Genomic DNA, 16410 nt, shown 5'->3' with positions numbered 1-16410 from the left:
GATGCGGCGCTACGGCGGCGTGCCGACGGCTCCGTCGGCGGTGAGCAGCGCCCGCGCCGTTCCCGCATCGGTGATCAGCGTCTTCACGTAGCCTCCCCGCAGGGCGCCCAGCAGCGCCCGCACCTTGGCCGGGCCACCGGCGACGACGATGACGTCTTCGATGGCATTGAGGTCTTCAAGGCGGATGGCCACCGTACGGCGATCGAGATCACTCGGGACCGGTTGGCCGAGGGCGTCGTAGAAGCGGGCGAACATGGAACCGACGGCGCCCATCCCGATCAGCGACCGGAACGTCGCTTCGTCCAGGTAGCCCACCTGGCGGAAGGTGGCCGTGGGCTCCATCTCGCCAACGCTGGTGAGCACGTGGGTTGCACTTCGCGCTTGTTCGAGGACGTGGGCGATGAAGGGTTCGTTCATCAGGGCTTCGCACACCTCGGGTCGGCTGACGAACATGGGAGCATAAAGATAGTAGCAACGCGCATCGAAGGCCTCCGCCACGCGACGGGCGATGTCGAACGGGTTGATCTCGCCCACATCGGGGGTCAGACCCCCGGTGATCTGCACCACACGCAGGTTGGATACGGAGCGGGGTACCAGTTGCTGCGCGACTTCGAGCAACGTGGTGCCCCAGGTAACCCCCAGGCAGTCGCCGGGACGAAGGGCCCGTTCGAGATAGGTCGCGGCGGCCTTGCCGAGGACCCGCTTGAGCTGCGTGCGGTCCAGGGGGGTGGGTATCACCACCGCCCGCATCAGGCGAAAGTGATCGATGATGCGTTCCTCGAGTTCGATGAGGCGAACCGAAGGGTGTTGGATCGAGATTTGCACGATCCCGGTGTCGCGAGCTTGCTTGAGGAGTCGATTGACCCGTAGCCGACTGATCCCGAGTCGGTCGGCGATCTCCTGTTGCGTCAGGCCTTCCTCGTAGTACAGCCAGGCGCAGCGGACCAGCAGCTCGATGGTCTGCTCGTCGAGTTGCATCGGGCGTTCCTCCCTTGCAAGACCCGTGTCCATGGTATCATTCGCCGCTGCGGTCACCGTGGAATCCTTCGCTGGGTACCGATGGGAGTGGATCGCAACATGGTCGTCGGCGAAGTGGCGACGGAGACGGAGGTGCTGATCATCGGCGGCGGGCCGGGCGGCTACGTGGCCGCCATCCGCGCGGCGCAGCTCGGCAAGGACGTCACCTTGGTGGAGAAGGACCGCCTCGGCGGGGTGTGCCTCAACGTCAGCTGCATCCCCTCCAAGGCGCTGATCGACGCCGCCAAGGCCTACCACCGCCTCTCGCGCGAGGCCGAGCGCGGCATCGTGGTCGAGGGGGCGCGCCTGGACTTCGGCCGCCTGCAGGGGTGGAAGCAGTCGGTGGTCCAGCGGCTGACGAGCGGCGTCGAGCAGCTGCTCAAGGGCCACGGCGTGACCGTGGTGAAGGGGCGGGCGACCTTCACCGGCCCGAACCAGGTGCGGGTCGAGAACCCCGGCGGCGGCAGCGAGGTCTACCGCTTCCAGCACTGCATCGTGGCCACGGGCTCGCGGCCCGTGGAGCTGCCGGGCTTTGGCTTCGACGGCGTGCGGATCCTGGATTCCAGCGACGCCCTGGCCCTGGACCACCTGCCGCTGCGGCTGGTGGTGATCGGGGGCGGGTACATCGGCCTGGAGCTGGGCACCGCCTTCGACAAGCTGGGCTCGGCGGTGACGGTGCTGGAGCTGGCGGACCAGCTCTTGCCCGGCACGGATCCCGAGCTGGTGCAGGTGGTGGCGCGCCGGCTGCGCCAGCTGGGGGTGAAGGTGCACACGGGGGTGCGGGTGCTGGGCTGGGAGGAGGAGCCCGGCGGCGAGGGCGTGCGGGTCGTGTTCCGACCCGAGCCGCGCGGGGCGGGTGCGGCGAGCGCCGCGACGGCAGGGGCCGGTGCGGCGCCGGGGGCGGCGGGCCGGGGGGCGGCGGCCGAGGGGACGGGGGCGCGGTCCATCGGCGCCGGGACGGGCGGCTCCGGCGGGGCGGGTGCGGCGGGGGCCGGTTCGTCCGGATCGGAAGAACAGGCCGTGGTGGCCGACGCGGTGCTGGTCAGCGTGGGCCGGCGGCCCAACACCGACGGGCTGGGCCTGGAGCGGGTGGGCGTGGAGCTGGACGAGCGCGGCCGGGTGCAGGTCGACGCCCAGCGGCGGACGCGCCAGCGGCACATCTTTGCCATCGGCGACATCGTGCCCGGGCCCATGCTGGCCCACAAGGCGAGCCGGGAGGGGATCGTGGCGGCGGAGGTCATCGCCGGGCTGCCGGCGGCGGCCGATTACGTCGCCGTGCCGGCGCCGGTCTTCACCGACCCGGAGATCGCCACGGTGGGGCTGACGGAGGATCAGGCGCGCCAGCAGGGCTATGACCCGGTGGTCGGGCGGTTCCCCTACGCGGCCAACGGCCGGGCCCTGACCCTGGGCGAGCGGGACGGGTTCGTCAAGGTGGTGGCGGACCGCGAGACGGGGGGCGTGCTGGGGGCGGGAATCGTGGGGCCGGAGGCGTCGGACCTGATCGCCGAGCTGGCGCTGGCGGTGGAGATGGGGGCGACGCTGCAGGACCTGGCGCTGACCATCCACGCCCATCCGACGTTGAGCGAGGCCGTCATGGAGGCGGCGGAGGCGGGGCTCGGGCACGCGATCCACGTGCTGGCGGGGAAGTCCCGCCGGGGCGATGCGACGGCGAAGCGCTCCGCGACGGAATGAGGGTGAGCCCATGTTCTCCCGTGAGCTCATCATGCTGGATCTGGACGTGGCGGATGCCCAAGGCGCGATTCGTGCGCTGGGGAGTCGGCTGCGGGAATGCGGTCACGTTGCGGAGACCTTCGTCGATGCGGTCCTCGACCGCGAACGCGCGTTTCCGACGGGTCTCCCCACGAGGATCCCGGTCGCCATACCGCACACCGACGCAACCCATTGCTACAAGCCGGGCATTGCCGTCGGCGTCTTGCGGCACCCCGTCGAGTTCGGCGAGATGGGCAATCCCCAGGGTACCGTGGGCGTCAGGGCCGTGTTCCTCCTGTCGATACCCGATCCGTCCCGGCAAGTCGACTGTCTCCGCGCGTTGGTCGAGGCTTTTCAAGACCCCCACTTCCTACCTGACCTGGTGGGCAGCCGCACCACCGACGAGGCCTGGCAGGTCTGCCAGCGTACCTTCGGAGGAACGTTGACTTGAGCTGCGGGGGCGGGTTTCCATGGGCTCGCGGAGCGGGGGGAAGGGTTCCATGGGATCCCGGAGCAGGGCAGGGGTTCCATGGCCTCCCGGGAGGGGGCTTCACCGGGTCTCTTCACAATGTAAGGGCTTTCGCAACATGGAAGCCGTCAGACGAGCCCGATGGGGCGTCAGAGGAGCCTTGCGGAGCGCCGGAGGAGCCTTGCCCGTGCGGGAGGGGCGTGCCGAACCGATGATTCGGAATCGATGATTCGGAATCGTCCCACCCTCCGTTGCTCAGGGCAGGCGGCGGTCCAACTGCCCAGAGGAATGGGCGGAGCCTTGGGACCTCGGGGAATTGTAATACCACGGAAGTACCTGACCCTCATCATAGTGCCGCGCCAAGAATCAAGTAACGGCGTCGCTTTTCGGCCTCCCCAACGGCCACTACGGCAGCCACGTTCACCACCAGGCCGTCCTGGAGGACCTTGATCGCTTTTGCATCGAGCCAGAGGTACGGATATGCGTCAGTTCCGAAAGCGCTCCATCCGCTCGTCGAGTTCGGCACAGAGCCGGGCGACCTCGCTCTTGCTGACCCCATCGAGTCCCAGGGCCCGTACCAGTTCGTCGACCTTCCGGGTACTCACGCCGTGGACGTAGGCCTCTTGCATGACGGCCACCAGGGCCTTCTCGGCGCATCGGCGCCGCTTGAGCAGGCTGGGGAAGGAGGACCCGTTGCGAAGCTTGGGGATCTTCACCTCGATGGAGGTGAGGCGGGTCTCCCACGGTCGGACCCGATAACCGTTCCGGTAGGTTGTGCGCATTTCGGTGCGCTCTTGCCGTTCGGAGCCCACAAGCTCGCTCACCTCAAGCTTCATGCGCTTGCGCCAGTCAGCGCAGTCCTTATCCCCATCCGGGCCAGCAGGCGCTGCAGCTCGTAGCCCGTAGGCCCGGCTTCGTAAAAGACCATCAATGGCTCCTTTCGGCCCAACGGGCTCATGAGCTTGCGGACCGCTTCGACCCGGCGAGGGATCGTGCCCCAGTACCGGCCCCGTCCGCCTTCCCGGTCGGCTACACCGGCCGCAATCGTGTCCTGGTGCACGGCGAGACCCGCGAACTTCGTGATATCCTTCATGGTACCGGCCCCTTTCGTATGTGGCTCTGCGCGAAGGTAGCCACCTTCAGCGTAACCCACGTACCTGCGAAACGGGGCCGGCCTCGTTCATTATGACTAGGGGCCGCGGGGCTGCCTGGTACGCAAGGATGGCGCACGGTGTCGGGGCGGTGCCTGGGTCAGCCCAGGTGAAACAGGTGCACCGCATTGTCCCCTTGGACCTTCGCCAGAACGGGGCCGGGCAAGCCGGCTTCGGCCACGTCAGCCACAACGGTTTCGGTGCCCATGTCGAAGGGGAAGTCGGAACCCATCAAGACCCGGTCCTCACCAAAGGCATCGACCAGAAACCGCAGGGCCAGCGGATCGTGGGTTAAGCTGTCAAAGTAAAGGCAACCGGCGTACTCAAGGGGTGGACGATCAATCTTAACCTTGGGCTCGGACCGGACGTGCCAGGCATGTTGGAACCGGCCCCGTTGATAGGGGAAGAAGCCGCCGCCATGGGCCAGCAACACTTGGAGTTGCGGCAGTTCGGCCGCCAGGCCGCTGTGCAGGATGCGGGCGGCCGCAACCAGGGTTTGGTAGGGATTGCCGATCGTATTGATGAAGTAGAACTCCTCCAGCCCCGGTTGCGGCCCTAGATACACCGGATGGAGGAATACGGGAAGGCCGAGCTCTGCGGCTCGAGCGAAGAAGGGACGGAACTCGGGATCATCGACCGGACGTCCACCGGGGAAGCAGGCGATTTCTACGCCCACCAGCCCCAGGGATCGGATGTGGTCCAATTCTTCCACGGCTTCCGCCACGTGGGGCAGGGGCACGGCTCCCATGGCCCAGAGCCGGCCAGGTGCAGCCCGACAGGCCTCGGCAGCCCACTGATTCGCCCTCCGAAGAAAGGTGGTTTGTACGTCCTTGGGCTGGTCCGCAAGGAACAGCGTCGGAGCCAGGGACACCACTCTCCCGTCGAGCCCCGCTTGGTCCATGGCGCGCACCATGGCGTGCGGGTCGGTAAAGGTGTCGGGCACCGGATAGCGGTAACCCTGGCGGTGGCGGAAAAACACACCCCCCGAACCGTGGTCGACCTGCAAGCCATAACGGTCCGGATCTTGCTGGGCTTCTGCCACCACGAAATCCGGGATGAAGTGGCAATGCACGTCGATGCGCATGGGCGCCCTCCCTCAGTCAGTGGTAGCCAACTGCAACACCTGGCGGGCCAGCGTTCGTCCTTCAGCCAGGGACGCTAGGGCTGTGTTGGCCTCGGTGATCGGGTAAACCCGTTCGACCACCGGATGGAGCCGGCCTTCGGCGACCCAGCGCATGGCTTCGGCCAGCGTCGCCGTGTCGTAAGCGCGCGACCCCACAATTTCCAATTCATCAAGGACGACCGAAGGCGACGGCAGGGCGATGTCCCCATCCAGCCGATAGCCCACGACGACCAGCCGGCCTGCCGGACGCAGGGAGAGGCCTGCCGCCCGCAGGGCCTCGGGGGCTCCTGTGAAATCCACGGCCACGTCGACACCCCGCCCATCGGTCAAGGCCCTGACCTGCGCCACCAAGTCGCTGCTGGCGTCGATGGCGTAATGGGCACCATGCTGTCGGGCGAGGGCGAGTTTGGTCTCACCCAAGTCGGCCGCGATGACCGTGGCGCCGAGGGCCCGGGCTGCTTGGACACCATGGATGCCCACGCCCCCGCAACCCACGATGAGCACCGTTTGCCCCACCCGAACCCGGCCTCGTTCCTTGACAGCCCGTAGCGCCGTGCTAACCGCGTCGCCGCAGATGGCCGCTTGCTCGTAAGGGATCTCGTCGGGAATGGCCACCAGGTTTTCTTGGGGAACCAGCACGTACTCCGCCATCCCGCCGGGATGGGTAAACCCGATCCACGCCTTGAGATTGGTACAGAGGGTGGCCCGACCGGCCTGGCAATAGGCGCACTGGCCACAGGTGGCGTACATATTAACAACCACCCGGTCCCCCTCGCGCCAGGCGGTGACGCCAGGACCCAGGGCTGCGACCCGACCGGCGACCTCATGGCCAAGGATGTGCGGCAAGCGGGCCTTGGCGCAAGCGGGGTGACGGCCGGAGAACAGCTTCACATCCGTTCCGCACATTCCCACCGCACGCACTTGAACCAGGACTTCCCCTGGTCCGGGGGTGGGCGTGGGCCAATCCGCCCATTCCATCGGCTCTCCCCATTGCCGGAGGAGCATCGCCTTCATGGATGAATCACTCCCGAGTTGGCCCCCTCGGCAAAGGCCTTCAAAAATGCGCTTGGTTGGACGAGGACCTTCGTTGGATCCGGACGGTGAGTCGACAGCCGCTTCTTGTATCCTCCCATTTATCGCAACGACCTCGATTTGTTCGTTGGAACAAAAGAGCCAGCCCCAATTCATCCGTTGTCACAGTATTCATCGGTTCGCCGCTACGGCCTATTAGAATTATCCGAGCCAATCTAAAATTTGAGGCGTCGAACCCAACTTCCGGCCTTGGTTGATCGATCCAGCTCCAAGAAAGTTTTTCTTTTCCAATCCTCCTGTCATTTTGAGGCGTTCCGGGGTAGGCGTGCGCGGGTTGGGGCCTTGTTCCGGAGGTACCCTCAAAAGGTGTGTAAATGGCGAAGGCGGTGTACCCTCCTCTTGGTGAACAACGAGGGCTTGGAAGCCCGGAGGGAGGAGAGCCACCGCCATGCACCAGCGGACCACGTCGGGGAACCTGACGTCAAGCCCCACCTGGGAAGGACTGCACGAGTGGCTGCGGAACGCGATCCAGGCGCTGATCCAGGAGGCGCTGGAGGCCGAGGTGACCGAGCTTTTGGGCCGGGTCCGCGACCAGCGGCGTGCCGCCGTCGATGCACCGGCCGGGTACCGGAACGGGTACGGCAAGCCGCGGAAGCTGACCACCCCCATGGGCACCCTGACCCTGCGGCGTCCCCGGGTGCGGGGCCTCGAGGAGCGGTTCGAGAGCCGGATTCTGCCTCTGTTCGTTCGGCGCACGAAGGAGGTCGCGGAGCGGTTGCCGGAGCTGTACCTGCATGGGCTGGCCGAGGGGGACTTCGACCTGGCCCTGCGGGGGCTGCTCGGTGAAGAGGCGCCGCTTTCCGCCCGGACGGTGGCGCGCCTGAAGGAGCGGTGGCAGGCGGAGTGGGAGGCCTGGCGGACGCGGCGGCTGGATGAGCTGCAGGTGGTCTACCTGTGGGTGGACGGGGTGTACGTGAAGGCGGGGTTGGAGCGGGAGCGGGCGGCGCTGCTCGTGGCCGTGGCGGGCCTGGTGGACGGCCGGAAGGAGGGGGTGGCGGTTGTGCCGGGCTACCGGGAGTCGGTGGCGAGCGGGTCGGAGGTGCTGCGGGACCTGCGGGACCGAGGGATGAACGCGCCCCGGCTGGTGATCGGGGACGGGCACCTGGGGATCTGGGGCGCGCTGCGCAACGTCTGGCCGGAGGCGGAGGAGCAGCGCTGCTGGAACCACAAGGTGCTCAACGTGCTGGAGCAGCTGCCGCGCCGGCAGCAGGCCGTGGCCAAGCCCATGCTCCGGGCCATCGCCTACGCCCCGACCCGGGCGGAGGCGGAACGGAAGCGCAAGGCGTTCGAGGCCTGGTGTCACCGGCACGGCGACGGGAAGGCGGCGGAGACGCTGGGGCGGGACTGGGAGCGCATGGTGACGTTTTACCGGTACCCCAAGGAGCACTGGCGCCACCTGCGGACCACAAACGTGGTGGAATCCCCCTTCGCCGCGCTGCGGCTGCGTACGGACGCGGCCAAGCGGTTCAAGAAGGTGGAGCGGGCCACGGCGGTGATCTGGAAGATGCTCATGGTGGCCCAGACCCGCTTCCGGCGGCTAAGCGCCCCGGAGTTGCTGGCCAAGGTCTACGCCGGGGCGCGGTACGAAGACGGCATCGAGGTCGCGGAGAAGGGGGTCGCCGCCTGAGCGCATTTACACACCTATTGACGGAAGCTCCCTTGTTCCGCGGCGCCGAGACCTATGGCGGTCGCCCCGGATTTTCATGGTCCAACCGCGGGTGCCACGCGGACTTGTGCGACGCAGACTTGTACGAAGTAACCGCAAATGGGCGGAAGGTTGGGCTATGGATCTATGCTCACGAACAAAGGGTCGGCAACAGGCTTGTCAGGATTTCTAAAAGAAAGCCAGGGCGTTGCCGCAAAATCATGGGGCAAGTAGCAACCAACCCGCCACGGCCCACCGACTTTTCCTGAATCAGTGGGTCTCCGGGTCAGCCATGCGGAAGGCAACGCTTTGGAGGGGCACCCATGGCCAAGTTCAAGGTCGTCGTCACCGATCACGTGTTTCCATCGCGAGAGGTGGAAACGCGTCTTTTGGTCGAGGGTCTCGGCGCCGACGTTGTGTTTTGCCCCAATGCGGAAGAAACAACCCTTGCTCAAGCTGTTCGAGATGCAGACGCCGTGCTGGTGACCTACGCTCGCATCTCCGGGCGCGTCATCGACGCGATGCAAAAGGCGCGCATCATCGCTCGCTATGGAGTGGGTGTAGACAACATTGACCTAGAGGCGGCCGCACGGCGCGGTCTGTGGGTGACGAACGTCCCTGATTATTGCGTGGAAGAGGTATCTGACCACGCCCTGGCACTCATTCTAGCGCTGGCGAGGAAGGTTGTTTTTCTGGACCGTCGAGTCCGGCAAGGGCAGTGGGATTATCGGGACCTCACACCGATTCCCCGGCTCGCTGGTAAAACCCTCGGGCTCGTTGGATTTGGTCGCATCGCTCGCGCGACGGGACGGAAGGCGAGAGCGTTCGGTATGCGGATTCTCGCCTACGACCCCTACGTGAAAGAGGTAGCCGAAGAGGAAGCCCAACTGGTTGGTCTGCCCGAACTCCTTGCCGCCAGCGATTTTGTGTCGATCCACGTCCCGTTGCTTGCTGAGACACGACATTTCATCGGTGCCAACGAGCTGGCCATGATGAAGCCCACGGCGTGTATTGTCAACACATCGCGTGGTGGCATCATCGACGAGGCAGCCTTAGCTGAAGCTCTTCGTGAAGGTCGTTTGGCTGGTGCTGCTCTGGATGTGGTCGAACAGGAGCCCATTCCGCTGGACCATCCACTGATTGGTCAACCCAACTGCATTCTCACGCCCCACGTGGCCTTTTATTCGGAAGAGTCGACGATTGAGCTGCAAGAGAAGGCTTGCCGGCAAGTCGTCAAGGCGTTGACGGGCCAACGGCCGGATTACGTGATCGTTGGTCCGAAATGAAGGAGGCGAGGTCCATGGCGTCGCAGTGGCGGACAGACAAGTGGTTTGTAAGTCCGTGGAATTACTTGCCCGAGGTTCGGGCGAACTTGAATTTGCCGTCGCGGGTGGAGATCCACGACGTCACCCTCCGCGATGGTGAACAGCAGGCCGGCATTATTTTTACGAAGGACGAAAAGATCCGCATTGCAGAGGCTTTAGCTGAGGTCGGGGTCCACCGCATTGAGGCGGGCATGCCGGCCGTGTCCCGGGAGGATACAGAAGCAGTCAAGGAAATTGCCCGGCGCAAGCTGGGACCCAAGATTTTTGCCTTTGCCCGTTGTATGAAAGAGGATGTGGATCGGGCGTTGGAATGCGGTGTCGATGGCGTCGTGGTGGAAATTCCATCGAGCGTTCACATGATTGAACGGGCGTACCGTTGGCCCCTTGAAAAAGCCATCGAGCGTTCTGTGGAAGCCACGCGGTACGCCCATGAGAATGGCTTGTATACGGTATTCTTCCCCATTGACTTTAGCCGGGCCGACTTTGATTGGGTGATGAACCTCATCGAAACCGTCGCCAAAGAAGGCCACATGGATGCCCTGGCTGTTGTGGACACCTTTGGCGGTCTTGCTCCTCACGCGGTGCCGTGGCTTGTGCAGAACATCAAGCGGCGAATCAATAAGCCGCTGGAAGTGCACTTTCACGATGACTTCGGCATGGGCGTTGCCAACACCATTATGGCCATCGCCGCCGGCGCCGAGGTCGTTCACACCACAATTACGGGTTTGGGTGAACGGGCCGGAAATACGCCGTATGAAGAGCTGGTGCTGGCCCTATTGACCATGTACGGCTTGGATATGGGGCTGCGCACGGAGAAGCTGACCGCAGTCTCACGGCTCGTGCAGCAAATCACCGGGCAGGAGGTGCCATGGAATCGGGCCGTTGTTGGCAAGTACCTAACCAAGATCGAGTCCGGCATCATTGCTGGATGGTATCGCAACGTCTATGAATCCGAACCCACCTTGCTGATGCCTTACGTGCCCGAACTGGTGGGCCAGGAGCCTGCAGATGTGGTGCTAGGCAAGAACTCTGGCAGCGAATCCATTTCCATCTGGTTAAGCCGCATTGGGCGCCAAGCCAGCGAGGAGCAGGTGCAGCAATTGGTCGATAAGGTGAAGGAGCGCGCGTACGCCAAGCATGGTTTGGTTGATGTCAATGAGTTTCGCCAACTGGTTGACGAGGTGTTGGGTTAACATCCCGTGGATTGGGAATAGGATACGGTCCCACGCCTGGAGCGCGTCCAAATCTGCATTCAAGGAGGGTTTATAATGTATAACGAGTTTATTGGTGGCTACCACGAGTACCATCCCCGTCGAATTTACAGCACCACGGGAACCGACTGGCAAGAGCGCGTGAACTTTGACCGCCTGCGTAGGGACCGGCTCGCCCGGATGCGGGAGCAGATGGAGGCGCACGACCTAGGTGCCCTGATATGTTTTGTCGGTGAGAACATCCGGTACATCACCGGTGTATGGCAAGGTAACTGGAAGAACAACATTTTCATCCGTTACTGCGTGTTGCCGCGCGGTGGTGAACCAGTGCTCTTTGAGACGGTAGGTTCCGATCTCCACTGCGCGCGGATGGATGCGCCGTGGCTTAAGCCGGAAAACATTCGGCCTGCCATCACCTGGCGGTGGGCTGAAGGGGCCGAGCAGAGTCAGGTTGAAAAGATGGCCAAGTCCATTTACGAAGTGCTGGTGGAGAATGGGGTTCAGAACGAACGGGTTGGCATTGACGTGATGGACATGTTGGCGTATCAGGCCTTGAGCAATCTTGGTATTCGGTTGGTGAATGCGTGGCCTGCTATCAAGGACGCCCGTGTTATCAAGACACCTGACGAAATTGAGCTGCTGAAGATTGCAGCGGCCCACGGCGACGCCGCCATGTGGATGTGCATGAATGAATGGGCTAAGCCGGGAGTCCGTGAACGGGAAGTGGCAGCGAAGGTCAACGAATATCTATATTCTAGCGGCTTCGATTTCGTCTACGATGTGATTGTCGCATCGGGTGGGAACACGAGTCCCTATCGGCGGTGGGCCACCGATAAGATTTTGCGCGTCGGTGACCTCGTGATTGTGGACATCAACGCCATTGGTCCTGGCGGTTACTTCATCGACTTCGTGCGGTGCTTTAAGGTGGGCGGGGTCAAGCCGACCCAAAAGGAAAAGGATTTGTACAAGGAGTGTTACGAATCCCTTTATAGGGCCATTGAAAAGATGAAGCCGGGGAACACCACGGCGGATGTGGCCAAAGAGTTCCCGGAGTATGACGATGACAAATATGGCACGGTGTCGCTGCAGCAATTTGCCCACTCCATCGGTCTTACCCTTTACGAAGGTATGTGGATCTCCCGCGCCTATTCGTTGAAGTATCCTGCAGAAATTAAGCCGAACATGTACTTCGCCATCGAGACGTTTGCTGGGCATCCCGGTCTTGAACAAACGGTGCGGCTGGAGGAGAACCTGGTCATCACGGACACGGGCCATGCCATCACGACCCTCTGCCCGCACCCGGAGGAGTTCTTCCAGTGAGTCAGTCGGTTGCTCGTGAGGGTGGCAGGTAAACCCGAGTTGCCTTGGAGGGACCAGGGATGTGGGGGTACGCGCCGGGCCCGTTTCAGGTGGACTACGAGCAGCGAATTGACTTTTCCGCCCTACGCCAGGACATTTGGGCCCGTGTTCGGGCCGCTATGGAGCGGCACGATGTCGACGCGGTATTCCTCTGGCGGGATGAGCACGTCCGCTATCTGACCGGGCTAAGGGTCATCATGATTCAGTACCGGGCCACCACCACCTATGGTGTGCTATACACCCGCCAGGGAGACATCGTCCTTTACGTTTCGAGCGGTGAACTGGAACGGGTCCGGCGCGCCATGCCCTGGATTCACGAAGTGCTTCCGATTCCCATCATGGACGAGCCAGGGCTCGTCGAAGATGTGGTGGCGAAAAAGGTCGTTCCCATGTTTCAGCGACTTAACCTGGAGAAGGCACGGGTCGCGATTGACGTGATGAGCCATCAGCAATTGCGGGCCTACCAACGCTACCTACCCGAGGTGGAATGGGTTGACGGCGATGCATTGATGCAACCGGTCCGCATGGTGAAGTCGCCGCAGGAAATTGCGCTGATCGAGGAAGCGACAGCCATCGCCGATGCGGTGACCCAGGCGGCGCTGGACGCGGTGCGAGCGGGCGTGCGGGAGTGCGAGGTGGCGGCAGAAGCCATGCGGGTTCTGTTCCGCCTCGGCGGCGAGTTTGCCCATCTAGCCAGTCCCTTCGTGGCCTCGGGTGAACGCATGGCGCCACCTGCGCGCTTCGCCACCGATAAGCTCATCCGGAACGGGGACCTGGTGTTTATCGATATCGGTGCTTGCTGGAACGGCTACTTTGGTGACGTCGGCCGGACGATGATTTGCGGAAAACCCAGTCCCGAACAAAAGCGGATTTACCGTGCTGTGTATGAGGCACAAATGGCGGGCATCGCTGCCATCCGACCCGGCGTCCGTGCATCCCAGGTCGCAGCAGCCTACAAGACGGCGGCGGCTCGTCACGGTCTGGAAGAGCATTTCATCGACCTTTTCATTGGTCACGGCGTTGGTGCCGCGCCGACGGAACCGCCCTTCGTCGGCGAGACGATGCCCGGAGCCAACGACCCGGTGCTTGAGCCGGGTATGGTATTTGCGCTCGAACCGTTGATCTATGTCGAGGGAGTTCGGGGCGGTGGCGGCGTGCGGCTCGAGGACATGGTGCTCGTGACGGATGACGGTGCCCGTGTCTTATCCCGGGCGCCGTACGACGAGCAGCTCCTCGGTTAAGGGGGGACCGTCGGTGATCGGGTTTCAACTGGAGGGGAAAGTGGCGGTCGTTACAGGCGCCAGCATGGGGATCGGGCGGGCCATTGCCAAGGGGCTGGGCGAGGCGGGGTGCACGGTGGTCTGTGCGAGCCGTAACCTGGAGGCCCTCGAAGAGACGGCCGCAGCGATTCGCAATGCCGGCGGCGAAGCGGTTGTGGAGTATGTTGATGTCCTGAACGTCGAGAGCATTCGCACCCTGGCCGATCGGGTCAAGGCGCGATTCGGTCGGGTGGACATCCTGGTCAACAATGCTGCTTGGACTGTGGGAAAGATGGCCTTTGACGTCACGGAAGAGGAATGGGACCGAACCATTGACTCGACCCTGAAGAGCGTGTTCTTTGCGTGTCAGATCTTTGGAAAGATCATGGCGGACCAAGGCAAGGGTCACATTGTGAATATCGGCTCCAATTTTGGCAACGTGACGTTTAAGACGCGAAGCGTCTACGCCGCGGCCAAGGCTGGGGTCCATCACCTGACAAGAGCCCTGGCGTTGGAATGGTCGCCCCTGGGGCTGCGCGTAAATTGTGTCGCACCCTGCATCACGGAAACCGAGACCCGGAAGGCCCTCTTGGAGTCGCCTGGGTACAAAGAATGGGTCACCACGCAGATGCTGCCCGTGGGTCGGTGGGCGCAGCCGGAGGACATCGTGGGCGCCGTGCTCTTCCTGTGCAGTCCCTTGGCGGATATGGTGACGGGCCACGTGTTGAACGTAGACGGTGGTTGGACGTTGCACTGACTGGGGGGACCGAACGTGGTCCGTACCTACGGGCATCTCATTGACGGGGAACAGATTGCGGCCGCGAGCGGAAAAACCTTTCCCGTAGAGAACCCCGCTACCTTAGAAGTCGTGGCGGAAGCAGCCGATGGGGATGCGAACGACGTCGCTCGGGCCGTTGAGGCGTCGCAAACGGCCTTTGACCGTTATTGGCGGCGAACCACCGGCCGCGAGCGGGCAGCGTTGCTAACGCGTTTTGCGGAGATCATCGCATCGCGGGTGGATCAACTTGCCCAGCACGAAACCATCATCACCGGCCGACCGATCCGTGAGATGCGGGCGCAGGTGGGGCGGATTCCCGACTGGTATGCCTATTACGCCGGCATCGCCCAAACAGCTCAAGAGGTGGTGGCCCCCTTTGGGCCGCAGTATCTCAACTATGTGCAACGGCTGCCGCTTGGTGTCGTCGGACTTATTACCCCGTGGAACCATCCGCTGTTGATCCTGACCAAAAAGCTGGCCCCGGCCTTGGCTGCCGGTAACACTGTGGTCGTCAAGCCCTCGGAGTTTGCACCGACCACAGCTGTGGAATTAGCCCAACTGGCCCTCGAAGCAGGGTTTCCGCCGGGTGTCTTGAATGTAGTTACAGGGTATGGACCGTCGGCCGGTCATGCACTAGCAGCCCATCCAGGTGTTGCAAAAATCGACCTTACGGGCGGAACGCCGACGGGAAAGGCCGTAGCCTCAGTTGTCGGCGGTCGGCTGGGCAAGGTCACCATGGAACTGGGTGGAAAAGCCCCCGTTCTCATCTTTGCGGATGCTGATCTCGACCAGGCTGTGGCGGGTGCCCTCTTCGCAGCCTTCATCGCGGCCGGCCAAACCTGCGTGCAAGGGGCCCGGATCCTCGTCGAAAAGACGGTTTACGACCAGGTGACGGACGCCTTGGTCTCCCGGGCGAACGCCATCCGCCTCGGTGACCCGCTCGATCCCGCCACGCAGATGGGACCCCTGGTTTCGCAACGCCAATTGGCTCGCACCGAACAGTACGTACAAATTGGCTTGGCGGAGGGGGCTCGACTGGTAGCCGGCGGTTATCGCCCGAAGGAACCTCCGCTCGATCGCGGATACTACTATCGGCCCACGATCTTTACCGATGTGAAGCCCCACATGCGCATCTTTCGGGAAGAAATTTTTGGCCCGGTTACCTGCGTGGTTCCTTTTGCAGACGAAGAAGAGGCGATCCGGCTGGCCAACGACTGTGAGTACGGTCTCGGGGCTGCGGTGTGGACCCAGGATGTGAAACGCGCCCATCGGGTAGCCCAGCGACTCGAAGCCGGAGTGGTTTGGGTCAATGACCACCACCGGATCGACCCGTCGTCGCCATGGGGTGGTTGGAAAGCCAGCGGAATCGGGCGGGAAAACGGTTGGGACGCCTATTGGGATTACACCCAAACGCGAAGCGTCATCGTCAACTTAGACCCCACACCCTTCGATTGGTACGCCGGATCGGAGCGGTATAGCTAAGCCAAGCCTAAAACCCTGCATGGAAGGGGGTAACTTTCCGGTGCGCACAGTGGATTTAGTCGACCGCAGCCAGTTCCGGGAAATGATGAACCAGCGCCTGGTGATTGACCCCAAGCGGACTGTAGTGGTAACCGTCGACATGCATCGGGGCCACCTGGATCCGGCGGTTGCCACGATGCCCACCGACCCGGACGATGCCCGGCGTGTTGTGGCGGCTGCAGCCCGGGTCCTTCACCTGGCCCGCCGCAAAGGCCTGCCGGTCATTCATGTCGTCATGACCAACCGGCGCCTCGCGGACAACCGATCCGAGGCTTACGGGGTGCCCTTCTGGGAGGCTGTAGAGGCCCTCCGAGAGACCTTGACGCCAGGACGAGCGAGCACGGCCTACCGGCACAATCTTGAGGGATCCATTCAAACGGAAATCATACCCGACCTTTATCAGCCGGGTGATTACGTGGTTAACAGCAAAAAACGCTTGAGTTGCTTTTATGGGACCGATCTTGAGGTGTTACTGCGGGTCCTTCAGGCCCAAGCCGTCGTTTTAATGGGTATTAACACCAACACCTGCGTTCTGTGCACAGCCTTCGAGGTATTTAATCGGGACATGGCACCCATCGTGATCGAGGACTGTGTGGCCAGCATGTACGGGCCTGACCTGCATGTGTTTGGCTTAGAAAACGTCAGCCGCTGCCTGGGGTGGGTTCTTAGTGCGCAAGAGTTTGCAGCCAAACTAGGAGAGCCGGATTGGTTGGTCCAGGAAGGATTGGCGGCGGGAGCGTAGGAGGAATT

At 63.1% G+C, this 16410-nt stretch carries 14 protein-coding genes and 1 pseudogene; 10 read left to right on the top strand and 5 right to left on the bottom strand.

From position 1 onward, the window contains the following. Window positions 1-9: 9 nt before the first annotated feature. Complete coding sequence (locus tag Q5761_RS09250; protein ID WP_318750372.1) at window positions 10-978, bottom strand: sugar-binding transcriptional regulator; 969 nt, start codon at window positions 976-978, stop codon at window positions 10-12. 99 nt (window positions 979-1077) lie between these two features. Here Q5761_RS09250 and Q5761_RS09245 point away from each other — a divergent pair, with 99 nt between their 5' ends. Together Q5761_RS09245 and Q5761_RS09240 are read left to right on the top strand one after the other, a co-directional pair. Further along, the gene (locus Q5761_RS09245; protein ID WP_318750371.1) at window positions 1078-2709 is read left to right on the top strand and encodes a dihydrolipoyl dehydrogenase; all 1632 of its coding nucleotides are present in this window, start codon (window positions 1078-1080) and stop codon (window positions 2707-2709) included. Between the two features lie 10 nt (window positions 2710-2719). Then, a complete protein-coding gene (locus Q5761_RS09240; protein ID WP_318750370.1) occupies window positions 2720-3178 on the top strand; it encodes a PTS sugar transporter subunit IIA in 459 nt (152 codons plus the stop codon). A gap of 412 nt (window positions 3179-3590) precedes the next feature. On the opposite strand, the pseudogene Q5761_RS09235 reads toward Q5761_RS09240, so the two are convergent. The 4 genes and pseudogenes from Q5761_RS09235 to Q5761_RS09220 form a co-directional block, all read right to left on the bottom strand. Next, a pseudogene (locus tag Q5761_RS09235) lies at window positions 3591-4032 on the bottom strand (transposase); the annotation flags it as partial. Further along, complete coding sequence (locus Q5761_RS09230; protein ID WP_318750369.1) at window positions 4029-4289, bottom strand: hypothetical protein; 261 nt, start codon at window positions 4287-4289, stop codon at window positions 4029-4031. The pseudogene Q5761_RS09235 and the gene Q5761_RS09230, both read right to left, overlap by 4 nt. A gap of 158 nt (window positions 4290-4447) precedes the next feature. Then, window positions 4448-5431: an amidohydrolase family protein gene (locus tag Q5761_RS09225; protein WP_318750368.1), complete on the bottom strand. Its 984-nt coding sequence runs from the start codon at window positions 5429-5431 to the stop codon at window positions 4448-4450. Between the two features lie 12 nt (window positions 5432-5443). Further along, window positions 5444-6484, bottom strand: coding sequence for an alcohol dehydrogenase catalytic domain-containing protein (locus tag Q5761_RS09220; protein WP_318750367.1), 1041 nt, complete (start codon window positions 6482-6484; stop codon window positions 5444-5446). Between the two features lie 466 nt (window positions 6485-6950). Between Q5761_RS09220 and Q5761_RS09215 the strand changes: the two genes are divergently transcribed. The 8 genes from Q5761_RS09215 to Q5761_RS09180 all read left to right on the top strand — a co-directional run bounded on the left by Q5761_RS09215 (window position 6951) and on the right by Q5761_RS09180 (window position 16402). After that, a complete protein-coding gene (locus Q5761_RS09215) occupies window positions 6951-8189 on the top strand; it encodes an IS256 family transposase (RefSeq protein ID WP_318750366.1) in 1239 nt (412 codons plus the stop codon). A gap of 341 nt (window positions 8190-8530) precedes the next feature. Continuing rightward, window positions 8531-9493 carry a C-terminal binding protein gene (locus Q5761_RS09210; RefSeq protein WP_318750365.1) on the top strand — a complete coding sequence of 321 codons (963 nt, stop codon included), beginning with the start codon at window positions 8531-8533 and terminating at the stop codon, window positions 9491-9493. A gap of 14 nt (window positions 9494-9507) precedes the next feature. Further along, the gene (locus Q5761_RS09205) at window positions 9508-10725 is read left to right on the top strand and encodes a pyruvate carboxyltransferase (protein WP_318750364.1); all 1218 of its coding nucleotides are present in this window, start codon (window positions 9508-9510) and stop codon (window positions 10723-10725) included. A gap of 75 nt (window positions 10726-10800) precedes the next feature. Beyond that, a complete protein-coding gene (locus tag Q5761_RS09200) occupies window positions 10801-12063 on the top strand; it encodes a Xaa-Pro peptidase family protein (RefSeq protein WP_318750363.1) in 1263 nt (420 codons plus the stop codon). A 59-nt stretch (window positions 12064-12122) separates the two neighbouring features. Then, the gene (locus Q5761_RS09195) at window positions 12123-13343 is read left to right on the top strand and encodes a Xaa-Pro peptidase family protein (protein ID WP_318750362.1); all 1221 of its coding nucleotides are present in this window, start codon (window positions 12123-12125) and stop codon (window positions 13341-13343) included. A 13-nt stretch (window positions 13344-13356) separates the two neighbouring features. Next, window positions 13357-14118, top strand: a complete 762-nt coding sequence (locus Q5761_RS09190) for a glucose 1-dehydrogenase (RefSeq protein ID WP_318750361.1) — start codon at window positions 13357-13359, stop codon at window positions 14116-14118. 15 nt (window positions 14119-14133) lie between these two features. Continuing rightward, complete coding sequence (locus tag Q5761_RS09185) at window positions 14134-15621, top strand: aldehyde dehydrogenase (protein WP_318750360.1); 1488 nt, start codon at window positions 14134-14136, stop codon at window positions 15619-15621. Between the two features lie 40 nt (window positions 15622-15661). Then, complete coding sequence (locus Q5761_RS09180; protein WP_318750359.1) at window positions 15662-16402, top strand: cysteine hydrolase; 741 nt, start codon at window positions 15662-15664, stop codon at window positions 16400-16402. Window positions 16403-16410 lie beyond the last annotated feature (8 nt).

The organism is Thermaerobacter composti (genome assembly GCF_033582035.1).
Taxonomy (GTDB): domain Bacteria; phylum Bacillota; class Sulfobacillia; order Thermaerobacterales; family Thermaerobacteraceae; genus Thermaerobacter; species Thermaerobacter composti.
Note: the sequence above shows the minus strand (reverse complement) of the source record. Positions and strands in the feature narration are given on the sequence as shown.

What these genes read in the sequence shown, in the direction of transcription:
- Q5761_RS09220 (WP_318750367.1), bottom strand. Translation starts at nt 6,484, where the DNA reads ATGAAGGCGATGCTCCTCCGGCAATGGGGAGAGCCGATGGAATGGGCG.
- Q5761_RS09250 (WP_318750372.1), bottom strand. Translation starts at nt 978, where the DNA reads ATGCAACTCGACGAGCAGACCATCGAGCTGCTGGTCCGCTGCGCCTGG.
- Q5761_RS09200 (WP_318750363.1), top strand. Translation starts at nt 10,801, where the DNA reads ATGTATAACGAGTTTATTGGTGGCTACCACGAGTACCATCCCCGTCGA.
- Q5761_RS09230 (WP_318750369.1), bottom strand. Translation starts at nt 4,289, where the DNA reads ATGAAGGATATCACGAAGTTCGCGGGTCTCGCCGTGCACCAGGACACG.
- Q5761_RS09205 (WP_318750364.1), top strand. Translation starts at nt 9,508, where the DNA reads ATGGCGTCGCAGTGGCGGACAGACAAGTGGTTTGTAAGTCCGTGGAAT.
- Q5761_RS09210 (WP_318750365.1), top strand. Translation starts at nt 8,531, where the DNA reads ATGGCCAAGTTCAAGGTCGTCGTCACCGATCACGTGTTTCCATCGCGA.
- Q5761_RS09225 (WP_318750368.1), bottom strand. Translation starts at nt 5,431, where the DNA reads ATGCGCATCGACGTGCATTGCCACTTCATCCCGGATTTCGTGGTGGCA.
- Q5761_RS09245 (WP_318750371.1), top strand. Translation starts at nt 1,078, where the DNA reads ATGGTCGTCGGCGAAGTGGCGACGGAGACGGAGGTGCTGATCATCGGC.
- Q5761_RS09240 (WP_318750370.1), top strand. Translation starts at nt 2,720, where the DNA reads ATGTTCTCCCGTGAGCTCATCATGCTGGATCTGGACGTGGCGGATGCC.
- Q5761_RS09195 (WP_318750362.1), top strand. Translation starts at nt 12,123, where the DNA reads ATGTGGGGGTACGCGCCGGGCCCGTTTCAGGTGGACTACGAGCAGCGA.
- Q5761_RS09215 (WP_318750366.1), top strand. Translation starts at nt 6,951, where the DNA reads ATGCACCAGCGGACCACGTCGGGGAACCTGACGTCAAGCCCCACCTGG.